The organism is Leucobacter sp. PH1c, from assembly GCF_000633415.1.
Lineage (GTDB): Bacteria > Actinomycetota > Actinomycetes > Actinomycetales > Microbacteriaceae > Leucobacter.
Window position 1 is genome coordinate 1 of the sequence record NZ_AYMV01000007.1, and the last position, 16338, is coordinate 16338.

Sequence of the window (16338 nt, forward strand, 5' to 3'; positions counted from 1 at the left end):
ATCCGGGCCGCTGTGCGTTCGGGGTTACTCGTTGCCGAGCTTGCCGTCGATGTTGTCGCGGACTTCCTGAATCTTGTCCGCGTGGCTGCCGCCGCTGATCTTGTTGGCGAGGTCCGCGGCACCGTCGAGGATCTTGTCGCTGATCGACTCAGCCTGCTCGCTCTTCAGCGCCTCGCTGACCTTGTCGGCGTTCTCCTTCGCGAACTCCCCCACCTTGCCGGCGGCCTCGGACGCCTTCTTGCCCAGTTCTTCGATACCCATCTTCACTCCTTGGAGTCGAGGTGCAGCCGCGGATTCGGCATGCTGGTGACAGTATGCCCGGTTTGCGTCTACCCGGAAAGGTCTGTGCGAAAAAATGACGCCCCGCGCGGGGTCGCTCGCTCAGCGCGCGCTGCACCGGGTGCGTCCCGCAGCGCCCGCGCCGCCGCACGCCGCCGCACGCAGCCGCACACACCGAGCATCGCGAGGCGAGAAAGTGCGTGACGCGGGGCCGGATCCGCGCGAGACTGGGGGCGCGGGGCGGAATGCGCCGCCCGCAGCGGTCCCGGACGAGGAGGCCCCATGTCAGCCATCACCCCCATCGGCGTCCTGTCGAGTGTCGTGCTCGATTGCCCGGATCCCCAGGCGCTCGCCGAGTTCTACCGCGCCGTGCTCGGCGGCGTCCTCGAACCGGATGACGACGACTGGGTCGATCTAATTCTCCCGGGCGGCGGGCTCCGCATCGGTTTCCAGCGGGCACCCGAGTACGCGCCTCCCGTGTGGCCGGGCGACGACGGCGCCCAGCAGTCCCACCTTGACATCGCGGTCGGGGATCTGGATCTCGCCCAGCGCCGGCTGCTCGACGCGGGGGCGCGCCTCGTCGACGCGGAACCCACGTTCCGCGTGTACCTCGACCCCGTGGGGCACCCGTTCTGCACCATCCACTAGGCGCGGCACGCGGGCTCAGTTGCGGCGGTGCTCCCGCAGCACGGCCGCAACGGCGGGATCGAAGCGCTCGCGCGGGAGCACCGTGCCCTCGCGGCGCATGCCGTCGTGCGTCACCCGGAGCAGGCGCTCCGGGGAGAGGAAGCTCTCACGGCCCTGGCTGTCCCACGGGCCCCGGCCGATCGACACGAAGCCGCGGTGCTGCTTCGTGCTGAGGTAGCAGCCGACGGTCGCGTCGTCGTCGATGCGGGCGATGATGAGCACGGGGCGATCCTTGCCGCGCCCGTCATTCTCGACGTAGGGCACCCACGTCCAGACGATCTCGCCCGGATCGGGATCGCCGTCGGGCTGCGGAGCGTAGCTCGGAGCGATTCCGCGCAGTTCGTCGGGGCGCAGGTCGCGCGTGGCGCCGGGCCCGAACTGACCGGGGCTTCCCGCGTCCGGATCCACCGCGGCTCCCCGCTGCGTCTGCGGGCGCGACGGCTTCGCCGCACTCGTGCGTCGCCCGGGAGCCTGCCCCGAGGAGCGCGGGGTTCCCGGGGACGAGCTCTTCGACTTCCGGGATGCCAGTAGGAAGGCATCGACGAACGAGCGGAAGAACTCCGCCCATCCTCCGGAAGCGCCGCTCACGCCGCGGTCTCGCTCGCGGTCAGCGCGTTCAGGCGCGAGATGCAGCGGAGGTACTTCTTGCGGTAGCCGCCGTCGATCATCCCGCCGCCGAAGATCGAGGTGAGCGAGAGGCCCGTGGCGCGGATCGGGATCTGCGCGTCGTAGACCCGGTCGATGAAGGCGACGAAGCGGAGCGCGGCCGACTGATCGGTGAGTTCCGAGACGTCGCGGAGGCCGATGCACTGCACGCCGCCGAGCAGCCCCGAGTACGCGGAGGGGTGCACCGTGGCCAGATGGTCGATCAGCTCGGAGAAGCTGTCGTCGGTCATGCGGTCGCCCGCGGCCGCGACGTCGGCGAGCGCGAAGCGGTAGGCGTCCTCCGAGAGCACGCGTGCGTCGCCCTCGATGTCGCGCTGGCGGTAGTCCACGCCGTCGATCCGGATCGTGCGGAAGCGGTCGGACATCGCCTGAATCTCGCGCATGAAGTCGGAGGCGGCGAAGCGGCCCTCGCCGAGGGCGTTCGGGGGCGTGTTCGAGGTCGCCACGATCTTCGATCCCGACGAGGTCAGATCGCCGATGAGGCGGGTCATGAGCATCGTGTCGCCCGGATCGTCGAGCTCGAACTCGTCGATGCAGATGAGCTTCGCGCCCTGCAGCACACCGACCGCGCCCGAGTAGCCGAGCGCGCCGACGAGTGCGGTGTACTCGATGAACGTGCCGAAGTACTTGCGGCCCGCTGTCGCGTGCCAGGTGGCTGCCAGGAGGTGGGTCTTGCCCACGCCGAAGCCGCCGTCGAGGTAGACACCGGGCTTCGTGGGGGCGGGCGCCTCCGCGGGCTTCTTCCGGCCGAAGCCGAAGAAGCCGCCACCGCCGGATCGCTGCGCGGCCTTCGCCGGGCCCGCGAACGAGCGCAGGAGATCCCGGGCCTCCGCCTGCGACGGATAGTCGGCGTCCGGGCGGTACGAGTCGAAGGACGCGTGATCGAACTGGGGCGGCGGAACGAGGGTCGCGACGAGTTCGGTTCCGGAAACGCTCGGGCGCCGGTCTACCAGGCGGGCGGCGCTGTGCTGCTTGTCAGAGGACATCGGAGTCAGTCTAGCCCTTCGCGGCGGGCCAGGCGCGCTCGGGCAGCTCGCCCCGCCAGCCCGGTCGCGGGAGCGCGCGGACGAACGCCTCGGTGGCCGCTTCCCACCCCTCGGGATCCGTATTCCAGATCTTCACGTGCTCCCCCGCCTCGCTGAGGCGGAGCTGCACGAGGTCGGGCCGCGCCGCTGCGAGCCGCTCGGCGCCGGAGCTCGGAACGAACGAGTCGCCGCGGCTCGCGTGGATGAGCGCGGGCACGGTCAGCGCCGCGGCGACCCGCTCGGGGGCGATGCTCTCGAAGTCGAGCCCGCCGGGCTCCCCCGCGGCGACGAGGTCGCGGTCGAGGAGCGCGATGCCGACCTCCGCGAAGGGCCGCGGGACGCGGCTGAGCCCCGCCTGGTGGCGCAGGAGCTCCGGCCAGTCGATCGCGGGCGAGTCGAGCACGAGGCCGTCGACGGCCGCCGCGAACGGTCCCCGCGTTGCGGAGCGGAGCACGGCGGTGCCGCCCATCGACCAGCCCACGAGGGTGATGCGCTCGGCACCCCGGCGCACGGCCTCGGCGAGTGCGGCGTCCACGTCGCGGCTCTCGGCGATCCCGATCCCGTAGCGGCCCCGCTCCCCCGCGGGGGCACCCGGATCGTTGCGGTAGGAGATGACGAGGCTCGTGATGCCGGCGCGCGCGAGGGGCGCCACGCCGCGGAGCGTCTCCGCGGGCAGGGCGCCCCGGCCGTGCACGTGCACCGCCCAGCGGCCGCGTGCCGCGCGTCGCACGCGACGGGGGTGGATGATCCAGGCCTCGGCGGGGCCGAGCTCGGTCGGGTACTCGATCCGCTCCGTGCGGAGCCCGGTCTCCTCCGGTTCCGTGAACCACCATCCCGTCAGGCGGGCTTCGACGCCCGGGCGGAGCGTGCCGCGGGGGACGTCGAGCACCTCGCGCCGCGCCGCGCCGTCCGCGACGCCCAGCACCGCGCCGACGCGGGCGTGCCCGGCGCCGTCGTCGAAGAGGAGCGAGTACCGGCCGGGGAGCGTCGCTTGCGCGCCCCGCAGTACGACGACGAGGCGGTCGCCCTCCCGCTCCACCCGCGCGACGGTGACGGCGCTCCCCGGTGCCCGCTCTGGCGTCACGAGCACGCGGGCGAGGGCGGCTCCCCCGATTCCGAGCGCCGCGGCGCCGGCTGCGGCTCCCGCGGCGGCGATCCCCGCTCCGATTCCGAGTGCGCGCCCGAGCGTGCGCTGCCAGTTCTGCATCGTCCGTCCTCACGTCGGTGATCCGACGGAACCCGGCGTGGCTCCGCGGGATGGTTCACAGGAAACTCTAGTGTCACGAGTGTGATGGCAAAGATCGGCGGGACCTCGATCGCGTTCGGCGTCGCAGCGGAGCAGCTGCGGCACGCGCGACTGCGCAGCGAGCTCGTGGTGCAGGAGATTCCGGCTCCCGAGCGGATCGCCCCCGAGTCGATCGCGCTTGCCGCGGGCATCGTGCGCGGCCCGCGCCGCGACGCCGACCAGGCCGCGGCGCTCGAGTCCGCCTACGGTGCGGGGCGCATCGTGCTCATGCGCGATCCCGAGTCCGCCGCCGAGTGGGGCGGCCCGTTCCGCATCGTCTGCTTTGCGCACGCGCCGCTCGAGCTCGAGATCGGCGTCGACCCGTTCATCTCGGACGTCGCGTGGTCATGGCTCGTCGATGCGCTGGACTCGCGCGGCGCCGAGTACACCTCGCTCTCCGGCACCGCGACGAAGACCCTCTCCACCGGGTTCGGTACGCTGGAGTCGAGGGGCGATGCCGCTCAGATCGAGCTGCGTGCCTCATGGACGCCGCTCGGAGCCGATTTCACCGCGCACGCGGAGGCCTGGTCGGAGCTGCTCTGCCTGCTCGCCGGGCTCCCCCACGCGGAGGGGATCGACTCGATCGCGGCGCGACGGGCGCGCCCGACACCCGAGGGAGCCGAGTAGAGCGTGGTTGAACAGTCGGAACTTGAGACCAACTGGTCGCTGATCACCGACGATGCGGGGCTTCGGCGCGCCGCCGAACTGCTCGCCGCGGCGACGGGGCCCGTCGGCGTCGACGCCGAGCGCGCGTCCGGCTTCACCTACGGCTCCGAGGCCTACCTCGTGCAGGTGTTCCGGCGCGGCGCTGGGCCCTTCCTCTTCGACCCCACGGGGATCGAGGATTTCGGCCCGCTCGCCGACGTGCTGCGCGGCGAGGAGTGGGTGCTGCACGCGGCGAGCCAGGACATCCCCTGCCTCTCCGAGCTGGGACTGCACCCCGACCGGCTCTTCGACACCGAGCTCGCGGCGCGTCTGCTCGGCTACGAGCGCGTGGGGCTCGGCGCGATCGTCGAATCGCTGCTCGGCATCCACCTGGAGAAGGCGCACTCCGCGGCCGACTGGTCGCAGCGCCCGCTGCCCGAGTCGTGGCTCGACTATGCCGCGTTCGACGTGGCGCTGCTGCCGGATCTGCGCGACGCGGTCGAGCGCGACCTTGTGGCGCAGGGCAAAGAGGAGTTCGCCGCGCAGGAGTTCGAGGCGGCTCGGGTGCGCCAGCCGAAGCCCAAGAACCCGGAGCCGTGGCGGAAGCTGTCCGGCGGGCACGCGCTGAAGAATCCCCGCAGCCTCGCGCTCGCGCGTGAGCTCTGGCAGGCCCGCGACGAACTCGCGCGCGAGCGCGACGTCTCCCCCGGACGGCTGATCCCGGACTCCTCGGTCGTCGCCGCCGCGGTGGCGAACCCGCGTTCGAAGGGCGACCTCGCCCGACTCGCGAACTTCAAGGGGCGCGCGAGCCGCACCGAGATCGACCGCTGGTGGCGGGCGATCCTCGTGGGCAAGACGACGGAGGATCTGCCCGGCGCGAAGCCGCGCGACCCGGATGCGATCCCGCACCACCGGGGCTGGGCGCAGCGCCACCCGGAGGCCGCGGAGCGACTCACGGCGGCGCGCGCGATCGTGGAGACCGAGGCGGAGCGCCAGGGCATCCCGATCGAGAACCTGCTGACGCCGGATCACCTCCGCCGCCTGGCGTGGCGCCCGCCCGCCGACCGTTCCCCCGAGGGCATTGCACTCCGTCTCACTGAGCTCGGCGCCCGGCCCTGGCAGGTTGGAATAGTCGCACCAATGCTGGCCCCCGTTTTTGTAGACTAACGCTAAGTTCTCCGCGGATTTTCGCGGAAATCGGGGGGATCGCCCACCGCCTCTGTCGGCTTTGAGACTCCGTCTCTACTATGGTGGAAGACCGATCACATACCTGATGGAGGCGAAGTGGCCGCAATGAGAGAAGTCGTGTTCGTCGATGGGGTGCGCACCCCCTTCGGACGCGCTGGTGACAAGGGCATGTACGCGGGAACGCGCGCCGACGACCTCGCGGTCAAGGCGCTGCAGGGACTGCTCGCGCGAAACGAGGCGCTCCCCCTCGACCGCATCGACGACGTGGGCATCGCGGCGACCTCCCAGCAGGGCGACCAGGGCCTCACCCTCGGGCGCACGGTCTCGATCCTCGCGGGCCTCCCGCTCAGCGTTCCGGGCTTCGCGCTCGATCGCATGTGCGCCGGCGCGCTCACGGTTGCGTCGTTCATGGGCGCCGCGATCGGCTCGGGGCAGTACGACGTCGCCATCGCTGGCGGCGTGGAGCACATGGGCCGCCACCCGCTCGGCCTCGACGCGGATCCGAACCCCCGCTTCGTCGCGGAGAAGCTCGTCAGCCCCGATGCCCTCAACATGGGCCTCACCGCGGAGCGCCTGCACGATCGCTTCCCCGCCCTCACGAAGGAGCGCGCGGACCGCTTCGGCATGCTCAGCCAGCACAAGGTCCAGGCGGCGTACGACCGCGGCGACATCCAGGCGGACCTCGTGCCCGTCGCGACGCGCTCGGCCGCGGGCTGGGGCCTCGCCACCGAGGACGAGGGCCGTCGCCCGGAGACCACCATGGAGGGCCTCGCCGGGCTGAAGACCCCGTTCCGCCCGCACGGGCGGGTCACCGCCGGAACCTCCTCGCCGCTCACGGACGGCGCGACGATGTCGCTCCTCGCCGGTGCGGACACGGCGCGCGAGCTTGGTCTCGGCGCGAAGATGAAGCTCGTGGGCTTCGGCTTCGCGGGCGTCGAGCCCGAGGTGATGGGCCTCGGCCCCGTCCCCTCGACGGAGAAGGCGCTGAAGCGCGCCGGGCTCACGATCGCGGACATCGGCCTCTTCGAGCTCAACGAGGCCTTCGCCGTACAGGTGCTCTCGTTCCTCGACCACTTCGGGATCGATGACGAGGATCCCCGGGTGAACCCGTGGGGCGGCGCGATCGCGCTCGGCCACCCCCTCGCGGCCTCGGGCGTGCGCCTCATGATCCAGCTCGCCCGTCAGTTCGAGCAGCGCCCCGATGTGCGCTACGGCATCACCGCGATGTGCGTCGGCCTCGGCCAGGGCGGCACCGCCATCTGGGAGAATCCTCACTTCACCGGCAAGAAGGGCAAGTAACCCGCTATGACTGACTACACCGGCATCGACTTCGCGCCGCTCCTCGCCGCCGCGGACGACGAGGTCATCACCGAGATGTTCGTGCGCGACGTCGCGCTCCCCTCGGGCGGCACGCTCGCGCTCATTACGATGGACAACGGGCGCGACCACACCCGCCCGAACACGCTCGGCCCGCGCACGCTGGAGCGGCTGAACGCGGTGCTCGACGAGCTGACCGCGCGCGCGTCCGCCGGCGAGATCACCGCGGCGGGCATCACCGGCAAGCCGTTCATCTTCGCCGCGGGCGCCGATCTCTCCAAGGTCTCGACGCTCGCGACCCGCGAGAACGCGCGTCTGATGGCCCAGTACGGGCACTTCGTGCTCGGCAAGCTCGGCACGCTCGGAGTGCCTTCCTTCGCGTTCGTCAACGGGCTCGCTCTCGGCGGGGCGATGGAGATTGCCCTGCACTGCGACTACCGCACCGTCGACGCCTCCGCCGCGGCGCTCGCGTTCCCCGAGGTCTTCCTCGGCATCATCCCGGGCTGGGGCGGCGCGACGATCGTGCCGAACCTGATCGGGATCGAGCGCGCGCTCGAGGTGATCGTCTCGAACCCGCTGAAGAACAACCGCATGCTGAAGCCGAAGCAGGCGGCCGAGATGGGGCTCTTCGACGCGCTCTTCGGCTCCGCGAGCTTCCTCGAGGAGTCGCTCGGCTGGGCCGACGGCGTGCTCTCGGGCGCGACCAAGGTCGAGCGGCCGAACGTGCCGGGCAAGCTGGAGCGGCTCACCAAGTGGCCCGCCGCGATCAAGATCGCCCGGGACACGCTGAAGGCGCGCATCGGCACCGCTGCGAAGGCGCCCTACGCCGCGCTGGATCTGCTCAGCGCCGCGAAGGACAACGATCGTCAGCGCGGCTTCGAGCGCGAGGACGAGGCGCTCACCGAGCTCATCTCGGGTGATCAGTTCGTCGCGTCGATCTACGCTTTCGACCTCGTGCAGAAGCGCGCGAAGCGCCCCGCGGGTGCCCCCGACAAGGCACTCGCGAAGCCCGTTCAGAAGGTCGGCGTGATCGGCGCTGGGCTCATGGCGAGCCAGTTCGCGCTCCTCTTCGCGCGGAAGCTCCGCGTCCCCGTGCTCATCACCGACCTCGACCAGGGGCGCGTCGACAAGGGCCTCGACTACATCCGAGGCGAGATCGACAAGCTCCACGAGAAGGGCCGGCTCTCCGCGGACGACGCGAACCAGGTCAAGGCGCTCGTGAGCGGCACGACGGACAAGACGCTGTTCGCGGACTGCGACTGGGTGATCGAGGCCGTATTCGAGGAACTGGGCGTGAAGCAGCAGGTGTTCGCGGAGATCGAGCCGATCATCTCGGAGACCGCGATCATCGCGACGAACACCTCTTCGCTGTCGGTCGAGGAGATCGGCTCGAAGCTCGCGCACCCCGAGCGCCTCGTCGGCTTCCACTTCTTCAACCCCGTCGCGGTCATGCCGCTGATCGAGGTCGTGAAGACGCCGGCGACGGACGACGCCTCGCTCGCGACCGCGATGGTGACGGCCCGAAAGCTCGGCAAGAGCGCCGTGATCACGGCGGATCGTCCCGGCTTCGTGGTGAACCGCCTGCTCGCGAAGGTGATGGGCGAGGCCGCCCGGGCACTCGACGAGGGCACTCCCCTGCCCGTGGTCGAGCGCGCGCTCGCGCCGATCGGGCTCCCCATGGGGCCGTTCGAGCTCATCGATCTCGTGGGCTGGAAGGTCGCCGCGCACGTGCAGGACACGATGGTCGGTGCCTTCCCCGAGCGCTTCTACGCCTCGCCGAACCTCCACGCACTCGCCGAGGTCGAGGCGCCGCTCGTGAAGTCCAAGCAGGGCAAGGTCGAGGACCTTTCGAAGGCGGGGCGGAAGGCCGTGCAGCTCGGCTCGCACGCCGTGACCGAGGAGGAGATCCTCCGCCGGGTCGAGGACGAGCTCGCGGGCGAGATCCGGATCATGCTCGACGAGCAGGTCGTCCACGCCGCCGAGGATATCGACCTGTGCCTCATCCTGGGCGCGGGCTGGCCGTTCCAGGCGGGCGGGGCGACGCCGTACCTCGACCGCGCGGGCGCGAGCGAGCGCGTGTTCGGCTCGACGTTCCACGACCCGCGGATCGCGGCGGCCGGCTGATCGTCGCGCATGTAACGCTTGGGCCCCGGGAGCAGCTGCTCCCGGGGCCTGATGCGTTGCATCCGTCGTCCGGCGCCGCGCGCACTGCGGGCGCGCACGGCGCCGGCGCGGATCAGTCCTTCGCGCGCTGCTCGGGGCGTGCGATCGGGATCTTCACGCCTCGCACCTGAGCCGAGACGTCTGCGGCGATCTGCGCGGCGGTGAGGCCGGCCGCCTCGAGCAGCTCGCCGCGGGAGGCGTGCTCGGGAAACTCGTCGGGGGTGCCGAGCTCGCTCACCGCGGTGTCGACCGCGGCGTCGCGGAGCGCCTGGCGGATGCGCGTGCCGACGCCGCCAACGCGGATCCCGTCCTCGATGCTGATGAGCAGCCGGTGCGATCGCGCGAGCTCGACGACGGAGCCCGCGACGGGCACGACCCAGCGCGGGTCGACGACCGTCGAGCTGATGCCCTGGGACTCGAGGATCTCTGCCGCATCGAGTGCGATCTGCGCCATCGGGCCGACCGTCACGAAGAGGACGTCGCGGTCACTCGCGTCCTGCGGGACCTCGCGCAGCACATCGACCCCGTCGTCGGTGCGGCGGATCGCGGGAAGCGGCTCGCCGACGGACCCCTTGGGGTAGCGGATCACGGTGGGCCCGTCGGTGATCGCGACGGCCTCCCCCAGGAGCTCGCGGAGCGTCGCCTCGTCGCGGGGCGACGCGATCCGGATCCCCGGAACGACCTGCAGCGTCGCGAGATCCCAGACGCCGTTGTGGCTCGCGCCGTCCGGTCCCGTAATCCCGGCGCGGTCGAGCACGAAGGTGACCCCGGCCCGGTGCAGCGCGACGTCCATGAGGAGCTGATCGAAGGCGCGGTTCATGAAGGTGGCGTAGATCGCCACCACGGGGTGCAGCCCTCCGTAGGCGAGGCCCGCGGCGCTCGTGACGGCGTGCTGCTCGGCGATCCCCACATCGTAGACCCGGCCCGGGTGGCGCTCAGCGAGCGCATCGAGGCCGGTGGGGGCGAGCATGGCCGCGGTGATCGCGACGATGCGCTCGTCGGTATCGGCGAGCTCGACGATCCGCTCGCGGAACACACCCGTCCAGCTGGGGCCGCTCGACACGGCGACGGGTTCGCCGTTGCCCGGATTGATCTGGCCCACCGAGTGGAACTGATCGGCCTCGTCGTTCTCGGCGGGCGCGTAGCCGCGGCCCTTCTCGGTGATCACGTGGACGAGCGTGGGGCGGCCGTAGCCCTTGGCCTGGCGCAGCACCTCCTCGACCGCCGCGAGATCGTGGCCGTCGACCGGCCCGAGGTACTTGATGTCGAGGTTCGAGTACAGGTGATCGTTGTTGCTCGCCCGGCTGAGGAAGCCGTGGAGCGCGCCGCGCGCGCCGCGGTAGATCGTGCGGCCGGGGCGGCCGAAGCGCGAGAAGAGCTTCTCGCTCCCCTCCTGCAGATCGCGGTACGTGTCCTTCGACCGCACGGAGTTGAGGAAGCGGGCCATGCCGCCGATCGTGGGCGCGTAGGAGCGCCCGTTGTCGTTGACGACGATGACGAGGTTGCGGTCGTTGTCGTCGGTGATGTTGTTGAGCGCCTCCCAGGTCATTCCGCCCGTGAGGGCGCCGTCGCCCACGAGCGCGACGACGTGGCGGTCTTCCTGGCCCGTGCGGGCGAAGGCGCGGGAGATGCCGTCGGCCCAGCTGAGCGAGCTCGACGCGTGCGAGCTCTCGACGATGTCGTGCTCAGACTCGGCGCGCTGCGGATAGCCGGCGAGGCCCCCACGGCGGCGGAGCAGGGAGAAGTCCTTGCGGCCGGTGAGGAGCTTGTGCACGTAGCTCTGGTGTCCCGTGTCGAAGACAATCGGATCGCGCGGGGACTCGAACACGCGGTGCATGGCGATGGTGAGCTCGACGACGCCCAGGTTGGGGCCGAGGTGTCCCCCGGTCTTCGCGACCTCCGCGATCAGGAACTCGCGGATCTCGGCGGCGAGCGTGCGACACTCCTCCGGGCTCAGGTGATCGAGATCGCGTGGACCGTCGATTCCATCCAGGATCGCCACCCGCACACCTCTCCTTCAGCCCGCCACGTGCAGCGGAGCATCCCCTCAGTCTACCCGGCGAGCGATGCCGAGCGCGGCGCGGTGTCTGGCAGGAGCTCGGCCGGAACCCCGCAGGAACCCCAGCAACCCCGCAGTTCGCGCGCCGCGAACCGCGCGCGATCGGACGCGCGGGCGCCCCGGACGCGCAGAACCCCGCGCAGAGATCATCTGCGCGGGGTTCTGCGGTCGGAGCGGGCGAGCGCCCGGATCCTTAGACCAGCGAGCGGAGCACGTACTGGAGGATGCCGCCGTTGCGGTAGTAGTCGGCCTCACCCGGCGTGTCGATGCGCACGATCGCGTCGAAGCTGACTACGCTGCCGTCGGCCTTCGTCGCGGTGACGGCGACCGTCTTCGGGGTGACTCCGTCGTTCAGCGCGGCGACGCCCGAGATATCGAACGTCTCGGTGCCGTCGAGCCCGAGCGAGTCGGCGCTCTCGCCGGCCGGGAACTGCAGCGGCAGCACGCCCATCCCGATGAGGTTCGAGCGGTGAATGCGCTCGAAGCTCTCGGTGATGACGGCCTTCACGCCGAGGAGGCGCGTGCCCTTCGCCGCCCAGTCGCGCGACGAGCCGGAACCGTACTCCTTGCCGCCGAGGACCACGAGCGGCACGCCAGCGGCCTGGTAGTTCTGCGACGCGTCGTAGATGTACGACTTCGGGCCACCCTCGAGCGTGAAGTCGCGGGTGAAGCCGCCCTCGACGCCCGCGCCGTCGTTCTCAGCCGCGAGCAGCTGGTTCCGGAGGCGGATGTTCGCGAACGTGCCGCGGATCATGACCTCGTGGTTGCCGCGTCGCGAGCCGTAGGTGTTGAAGTCCTTCGGGGCGATGCCGTTCTCGACGAGGTACTGGCCGGCGGGGGTCTCCGCCTTGAAGCTGCCCGCGGGGCTGATGTGGTCGGTCGTCACCGAGTCGCCGAGCTTCGCGAGCACGCGAGCGCCCGAGATGTCGGTAACGGGCGACGGCGTCAGCTCCATGCCGTCGAAGTAGGGCGCCTTGCGCACGTAGGTCGACTTCTCGTCCCACGCGAAGGTGTCGCCGTCGGGCGTCGGGAGCGAGGTCCAGTGCTCGTCCCCGTCGAAGACGGTGGCGTACTTCGAGGTGAACATGTCCGAGTCGATCGACGCGTCGGCGATCTTCTGCACCTCGACCGGGTCGGGCCAGATGTCGCGCAGGAAGACATCGTTGCCGGCGTCGTCCTGGCCGAGCGACTGCGTCTCGAAATCGAAGTCCATCGTGCCGGCAAGCGAGTACGCGATCACGAGCGGGGGGCTCGCGAGGTAGTTCATCTTGATATCCGGGTTGATGCGGCCCTCGAAGTTGCGGTTGCCCGAGAGCACCGCGGTGACGGCGAGGTCGTTGTCGTTGACCGCCTGCGAGATCTCCTCGTTCAGGGGGCCCGAGTTGCCGATGCAGGTGACGCAGCCGTACCCGACCGTGTAGAAGCCGAGCGCCTCGAGGTCGGTCTTCAGGCCCGACTTCTCGTAGTAGTCGGTGACGACCTTCGAGCCGGGGGCGAGCGTGGTCTTCACCCACGGCTTCGCCTTGAGGCCCTTGGCTGCCGCGTTGCGGGCGAGCACGCCCGCGGCGAGCATCACGGAGGGGTTCGAGGTGTTCGTGCAGGAGGTGATCGAGGCGAGGGTGACCGCGCCGTGATCGAGCTCGAACTCGTTGCCCGCCTGGTCCTTGACCTTCGCGGGGTTGGCCGCCTCGGCGTAGTTCTTCAGGTCCTGCTCGAACTGGGTCTTCGCGGCCGAGAGCTCGATGCGGTCCTGGGGACGCTTCGGGCCGGCGATCGAGGACACGACGGTCGAGAGGTCGAGCTCGAGGTACTCGCTGAACTCGGGGGCGCGCGACGGATCGTGCCACATGCCCTGGGCCTGGTTGTAGGCCTTGACGAGCTCGATCTGCTCCTCGCTACGGCCGGTGAGGCGCAGGTAATCGAGGGTGACGTCGTCGATCGGGAAGATCGCTGCGGTCGAGCCGAACTCGGGGCTCATGTTGCCGATCGTGGCGCGGTTCGCGAGCGGCACGGAGCCGACGCCCTCGCCGTAGAACTCGACGAACTTGCCGACCACGCCGTGCTTGCGCAGCATCTGCGTGATCGTGAGAACGACGTCGGTCGCGGTGACGCCCGCGGGGATCTGCCCCGAGAGCTTGAAGCCGACCACGCGCGGGATGAGCATGGAGATGGGCTGGCCGAGCATCGCGGCCTCGGCCTCGATGCCGCCGACGCCCCAGCCCAGGATGCCGAGGCCGTTCTCCATGGTGGTGTGCGAGTCGGTGCCGACGCAGGTGTCGGGGTAGGCCTGGAGGGCGCCCTCGACTGCGCGGGTGAAGGTGACGCGCGCGAGGTACTCGATGTTCACCTGGTGCACGATGCCGGTCCCGGGCGGGACGACCTTGAACTCGTCGAACGCGCCCTGGCCCCAGCGGAGGAACTGGTAGCGCTCGCCGTTGCGCTGGTACTCGATCTCGACGTTGCGCGCGGCAGCGCCGGGCGTGCCGTAGACATCGGAGATGACGGAGTGGTCGATCACCATCTCCGCGGGGGCGAGCGGGTTGATCTTGTCCGGCGTGCCGCCGAGCTCGACGACGGCCTCGCGCATGGTGGCGAGGTCGACGACGCAGGGGACGCCGGTGAAGTCCTGCATGATCACGCGCGCGGGCGTGAACTGGATCTCGGTGTCGGGCTCCGCGGAGGGATCCCAGTTGCCGAGCGCCTCGATGTGCGCACGGGTGACGTTCGCGCCATCCTCCGTGCGGAGCAGGTTCTCGAGCAGCACCTTCAGGCTGTACGGCAGACGCTCGTGACCCGGGACCTGATCGATCCGGTAGATCTCGTACTGCTGCTCGCCGACGGCGAGGGTGCTCTTCGCGTCGAAGCTGTTGACGGCTCCCATGAGGCTCCTCCAATTTATCTCGATGTCAAGATAACTCTACACCGAAGCGGAGACCTCTGCGGTCACTCCGGCGGGGCGTTTTGCCCTGTACTGCCAACGATATCGGGCTTCGAATCATCTGATGATTTGCTCACGCGGCGCACCGCGAACCAGGTCACCGCGATGACAGCGGCGAACAGCGGCGTCCCCATCACGATCCGGGCCGTTCCGAGCGCCGCGACCTGCTCCGAGAGGTACATCGGCAGCTGCACGGCGAGTCGCGCGACGAACATCGCGAGCCACAGCAGGGTGAGAAGCGTTGCGGCGCGTCGCAGCCGGAGATCGCGGCGCCACGCGCGGAAGTTCCCCCGGGTGAAGCCGATCGCGAGGCCGATCGCCGGCCAGCCAACGAGGAGCGAGATGAGGAGCCCGAGGGACCACGCCGCGTTGATGACGAAGCCCCACACGAAGTAGTCGACCCCGCGGCCGGTGACGAGCGTGATCACGACAGCGATCCCGACGCCGAGCATGCCGGACAGCGCCGAGACGGGAGTCTCCCTGCGGATGAGCCGGACGACGAAGAGCACGAGCGCGAGCGCGCCGGGGATGATCGCCGCGAGCCGCGCATCCTGCGTGGGAACGTAGATGCCCAGGAAGAGCAGGCTCGGGAGCAGGGTCTCGGCGACGCCGCGCCACCCGCCGATCGCGGCGAGCACGCTCTCCGCGGTGAGCTCCTCGCCCGAGGCGCCCGCCTGCACGGCGCGCGCCATGCCGCCGAGGCGGCGCACCACGGCGGGGGCGGGATCGGCGCCCGGTTCGCCGGGAGCACCCGGCGTCTGCGGAGCGTCGTCGTCGCTCGCGGGGAGCCCTGCCGTGCCGTCGCCCGGCCGCTCGTCGTGCGTCACGCGGTCGGCGTTCCGCCCGGCGCCTCGGCGCCCGCGTCGGGGCGCTGCGCCTGCACGCCGGCGGGAACGCGCAGCGGCAGCAGCTCGCTCGGCGGCATCGGCTGGTCGCCGCGCACGACGACGACCTCGCGGAAGAGATCGATCACGCGCTCACGGGCACCAGCGTCCACGGCGGCCTTGCCCATGATGACGCCGCGGAGCATCCAGCGGGGGCCGTCGACGGCGATGAACCGCGCCACGCGCGAGCCACCCTGGTCGGCCGGAGCGGGGGTCTGGACGAGCAGCTCGGGACCGAGCGGGCCGGTCTCCTCGACGGCGCTCGCGCCCTGGGACGCCATCTGCTGGGTCAGCTCCGAGCGGACGCTGTGCCACAGGCCCGTCGTCTTCGGCGCCGCGAAGGCCTGCACCTGGAGGAGCGACTCGGCGTACTCGAGGGAGACGGCGACGACGCGGTTCGCCCGCTCGTCGACCTCAAGGCGAAGCTGGAGGCCCTCGCGGGGCGCGACCTTGATGCCGCCGAGGTCGACGTAGGGGCGCATCGCGGGCACCTCGGCCGCGTCGAACGGCCCCGCGGTCGCGCGATCCTCGGGGGCCGACTTCGTCTCGTCGGGGGTCTCCCCCGCCGTCTCGTGCAGCTCTACGGCGTCGGCCGATCGGGCCTCCTCCGCCGCGTCGGTGGGCTGCGTCTCTCGCTCGTCGCTCATCTTCTCGTTCACTTTCCTTGCATGGGAACCCGCTCGTGGAGTTCGGTCTCGCGCCCGCGCTCGCGCTGCGGGGAAGCTGGTGGGGCCGATCAGGCCAGGGTGGCCGCGCCGCTCACACCCGTGGATCCGAAGCCGTTCGCGCCGCGGAGGCTCTCCGGGAGCGTGTCGACGGGGACGAAGACGGCGCGCGACACGGGCATGACGATGATCTGGGCGATCCGATCCCCCGCGGTCACCTCGAAGCTGTGCTCGCGATCGGTGTTGAGGAGGGTGACCTTGATCTCGCCACGGTAGCCCGCATCGACGGTGCCGGGAGAGTTCACGACCGTGATGCCGTGCTTCGCCGCGAGCCCGCTCCGCGGCACGACGAAGGCCGCATACCCGTGGGGCAGGGCGATGGACACTCCGGTGCCGATGAGCGCGCGCTCGCCGGGGCCGAGCGTCACGGACTCGCTCGCCACCAGATCGGCGCCCGCGTCGTCCGCGTGCGCGTAGTGGGGAGCCTCGGCGGCCAGGATGGGGACTTCAACAACATCGCTCACCCGGCCAGGGTAG

14 protein-coding genes are annotated in these 16338 nt (G+C 70.9%); 5 read left to right on the forward strand and 9 right to left on the reverse strand.

Features of this window, described 5'->3' with window-relative positions; translation table 11 throughout:
- Nucleotides 1-24: 24 nt before the first annotated feature.
- Complete coding sequence (locus U874_RS0101770) at nucleotides 25-261, reverse strand: Rv0909 family putative TA system antitoxin (protein WP_025132832.1); 237 nt, start codon at nucleotides 259-261, stop codon at nucleotides 25-27.
- A gap of 300 nt (nucleotides 262-561) precedes the next feature.
- Between U874_RS0101770 and U874_RS0101775 the strand changes: the two genes are divergently transcribed.
- Nucleotides 562-927, forward strand: a complete 366-nt coding sequence (locus U874_RS0101775) for a VOC family protein (protein WP_029987418.1) — start codon at nucleotides 562-564, stop codon at nucleotides 925-927.
- Nucleotides 928-942: 15 nt separating this feature from the next.
- On the opposite strand, the gene U874_RS0101780 is transcribed toward U874_RS0101775, so the two are convergent.
- From U874_RS0101780 to U874_RS0101790, 3 genes are read right to left on the reverse strand one after another with little or no spacing between them, the layout of a single operon-like run.
- A complete protein-coding gene (locus U874_RS0101780; protein ID WP_232755843.1) occupies nucleotides 943-1554 on the reverse strand; it encodes a type II toxin-antitoxin system PemK/MazF family toxin in 612 nt (203 codons plus the stop codon).
- Nucleotides 1551-2618, reverse strand: coding sequence for a cell division protein ZapE (zapE, locus tag U874_RS0101785; RefSeq protein ID WP_025132835.1), 1068 nt, complete (start codon nucleotides 2616-2618; stop codon nucleotides 1551-1553). The genes U874_RS0101780 and zapE overlap by 4 nt, the downstream gene beginning before the upstream one ends.
- A 10-nt stretch (nucleotides 2619-2628) precedes the next feature.
- Nucleotides 2629-3864 (reverse strand): S9 family peptidase, encoded by a 1236-nt coding sequence (locus U874_RS0101790; protein WP_025132836.1) that lies wholly within the window; start codon nucleotides 3862-3864, stop codon nucleotides 2629-2631.
- A gap of 84 nt (nucleotides 3865-3948) precedes the next feature.
- Between U874_RS0101790 and U874_RS0101795 the strand changes: the two genes are divergently transcribed.
- The 4 genes from U874_RS0101795 (at nucleotide 3949) to U874_RS0101810 (ending at nucleotide 9216) form a co-directional block, all read left to right on the forward strand.
- Nucleotides 3949-4569, forward strand: coding sequence for a DUF3000 domain-containing protein (locus U874_RS0101795; RefSeq protein ID WP_025132837.1), 621 nt, complete (start codon nucleotides 3949-3951; stop codon nucleotides 4567-4569).
- A 3-nt stretch (nucleotides 4570-4572) separates the two neighbouring features.
- The gene (locus U874_RS0101800; protein ID WP_029987421.1) at nucleotides 4573-5754 is read left to right on the forward strand and encodes an HRDC domain-containing protein; all 1182 of its coding nucleotides are present in this window, start codon (nucleotides 4573-4575) and stop codon (nucleotides 5752-5754) included.
- Between the two features lie 126 nt (nucleotides 5755-5880).
- Nucleotides 5881-7074, forward strand: a complete 1194-nt coding sequence (locus tag U874_RS0101805; protein ID WP_369802339.1) for an acetyl-CoA C-acyltransferase — start codon at nucleotides 5881-5883, stop codon at nucleotides 7072-7074.
- Nucleotides 7075-7080: 6 nt separating this feature from the next.
- On the forward strand, nucleotides 7081-9216 hold the full coding sequence (locus U874_RS0101810) for a 3-hydroxyacyl-CoA dehydrogenase NAD-binding domain-containing protein (protein ID WP_025132840.1): 2136 nt from the start codon (nucleotides 7081-7083) through the stop codon (nucleotides 9214-9216).
- 112 nt (nucleotides 9217-9328) lie between these two features.
- Here U874_RS0101810 and dxs read toward each other — a convergent pair whose 3' ends face one another.
- The 5 genes from dxs to dut all read right to left on the reverse strand — a co-directional run bounded on the left by dxs (nucleotide 9329) and on the right by dut (nucleotide 16325).
- Entirely contained in the window at nucleotides 9329-11257 is a 1929-nt protein-coding gene (gene dxs, locus U874_RS0101815) for a 1-deoxy-D-xylulose-5-phosphate synthase (protein ID WP_025132841.1), read from the reverse strand.
- Nucleotides 11258-11507: 250 nt separating this feature from the next.
- The gene (gene acnA, locus U874_RS0101820) at nucleotides 11508-14195 is read right to left on the reverse strand and encodes an aconitate hydratase AcnA (RefSeq protein ID WP_025132842.1); all 2688 of its coding nucleotides are present in this window, start codon (nucleotides 14193-14195) and stop codon (nucleotides 11508-11510) included.
- A gap of 62 nt (nucleotides 14196-14257) precedes the next feature.
- Nucleotides 14258-15079, reverse strand: a complete 822-nt coding sequence (locus U874_RS0101825) for a DUF3159 domain-containing protein (protein ID WP_025132843.1) — start codon at nucleotides 15077-15079, stop codon at nucleotides 14258-14260.
- Nucleotides 15076-15783 carry a DUF3710 domain-containing protein gene (locus tag U874_RS0101830; RefSeq protein ID WP_025132844.1) on the reverse strand — a complete coding sequence of 236 codons (708 nt, stop codon included), beginning with the start codon at nucleotides 15781-15783 and terminating at the stop codon, nucleotides 15076-15078. The genes U874_RS0101825 and U874_RS0101830 overlap by 4 nt, the downstream gene beginning before the upstream one ends.
- A gap of 89 nt (nucleotides 15784-15872) precedes the next feature.
- Complete coding sequence (gene dut / locus U874_RS0101835; protein ID WP_025132845.1) at nucleotides 15873-16325, reverse strand: dUTP diphosphatase; 453 nt, start codon at nucleotides 16323-16325, stop codon at nucleotides 15873-15875.
- Between the last annotated feature and the right edge of the window lie 13 nt (nucleotides 16326-16338).

Excerpts from the sequence above, each read along its gene's own strand:
- U874_RS0101810 (WP_025132840.1), top strand. The coding sequence starts at position 7,081 with ATGACTGACTACACCGGCATCGACTTCGCGCCGCTCCTCGCCGCCGCG.
- U874_RS0101830 (WP_025132844.1), bottom strand. The coding sequence starts at position 15,783 with ATGAGCGACGAGCGAGAGACGCAGCCCACCGACGCGGCGGAGGAGGCC.
- U874_RS0101770 (WP_025132832.1), bottom strand. The coding sequence starts at position 261 with ATGGGTATCGAAGAACTGGGCAAGAAGGCGTCCGAGGCCGCCGGCAAG.
- U874_RS0101805 (WP_369802339.1), top strand. The coding sequence starts at position 5,881 with ATGAGAGAAGTCGTGTTCGTCGATGGGGTGCGCACCCCCTTCGGACGC.
- U874_RS0101790 (WP_025132836.1), bottom strand. The coding sequence starts at position 3,864 with ATGCAGAACTGGCAGCGCACGCTCGGGCGCGCACTCGGAATCGGAGCG.
- zapE (WP_025132835.1), bottom strand. The coding sequence starts at position 2,618 with ATGTCCTCTGACAAGCAGCACAGCGCCGCCCGCCTGGTAGACCGGCGC.
- acnA (WP_025132842.1), bottom strand. The coding sequence starts at position 14,195 with ATGGGAGCCGTCAACAGCTTCGACGCGAAGAGCACCCTCGCCGTCGGC.
- U874_RS0101775 (WP_029987418.1), top strand. The coding sequence starts at position 562 with ATGTCAGCCATCACCCCCATCGGCGTCCTGTCGAGTGTCGTGCTCGAT.
- U874_RS0101795 (WP_025132837.1), top strand. The coding sequence starts at position 3,949 with ATGGCAAAGATCGGCGGGACCTCGATCGCGTTCGGCGTCGCAGCGGAG.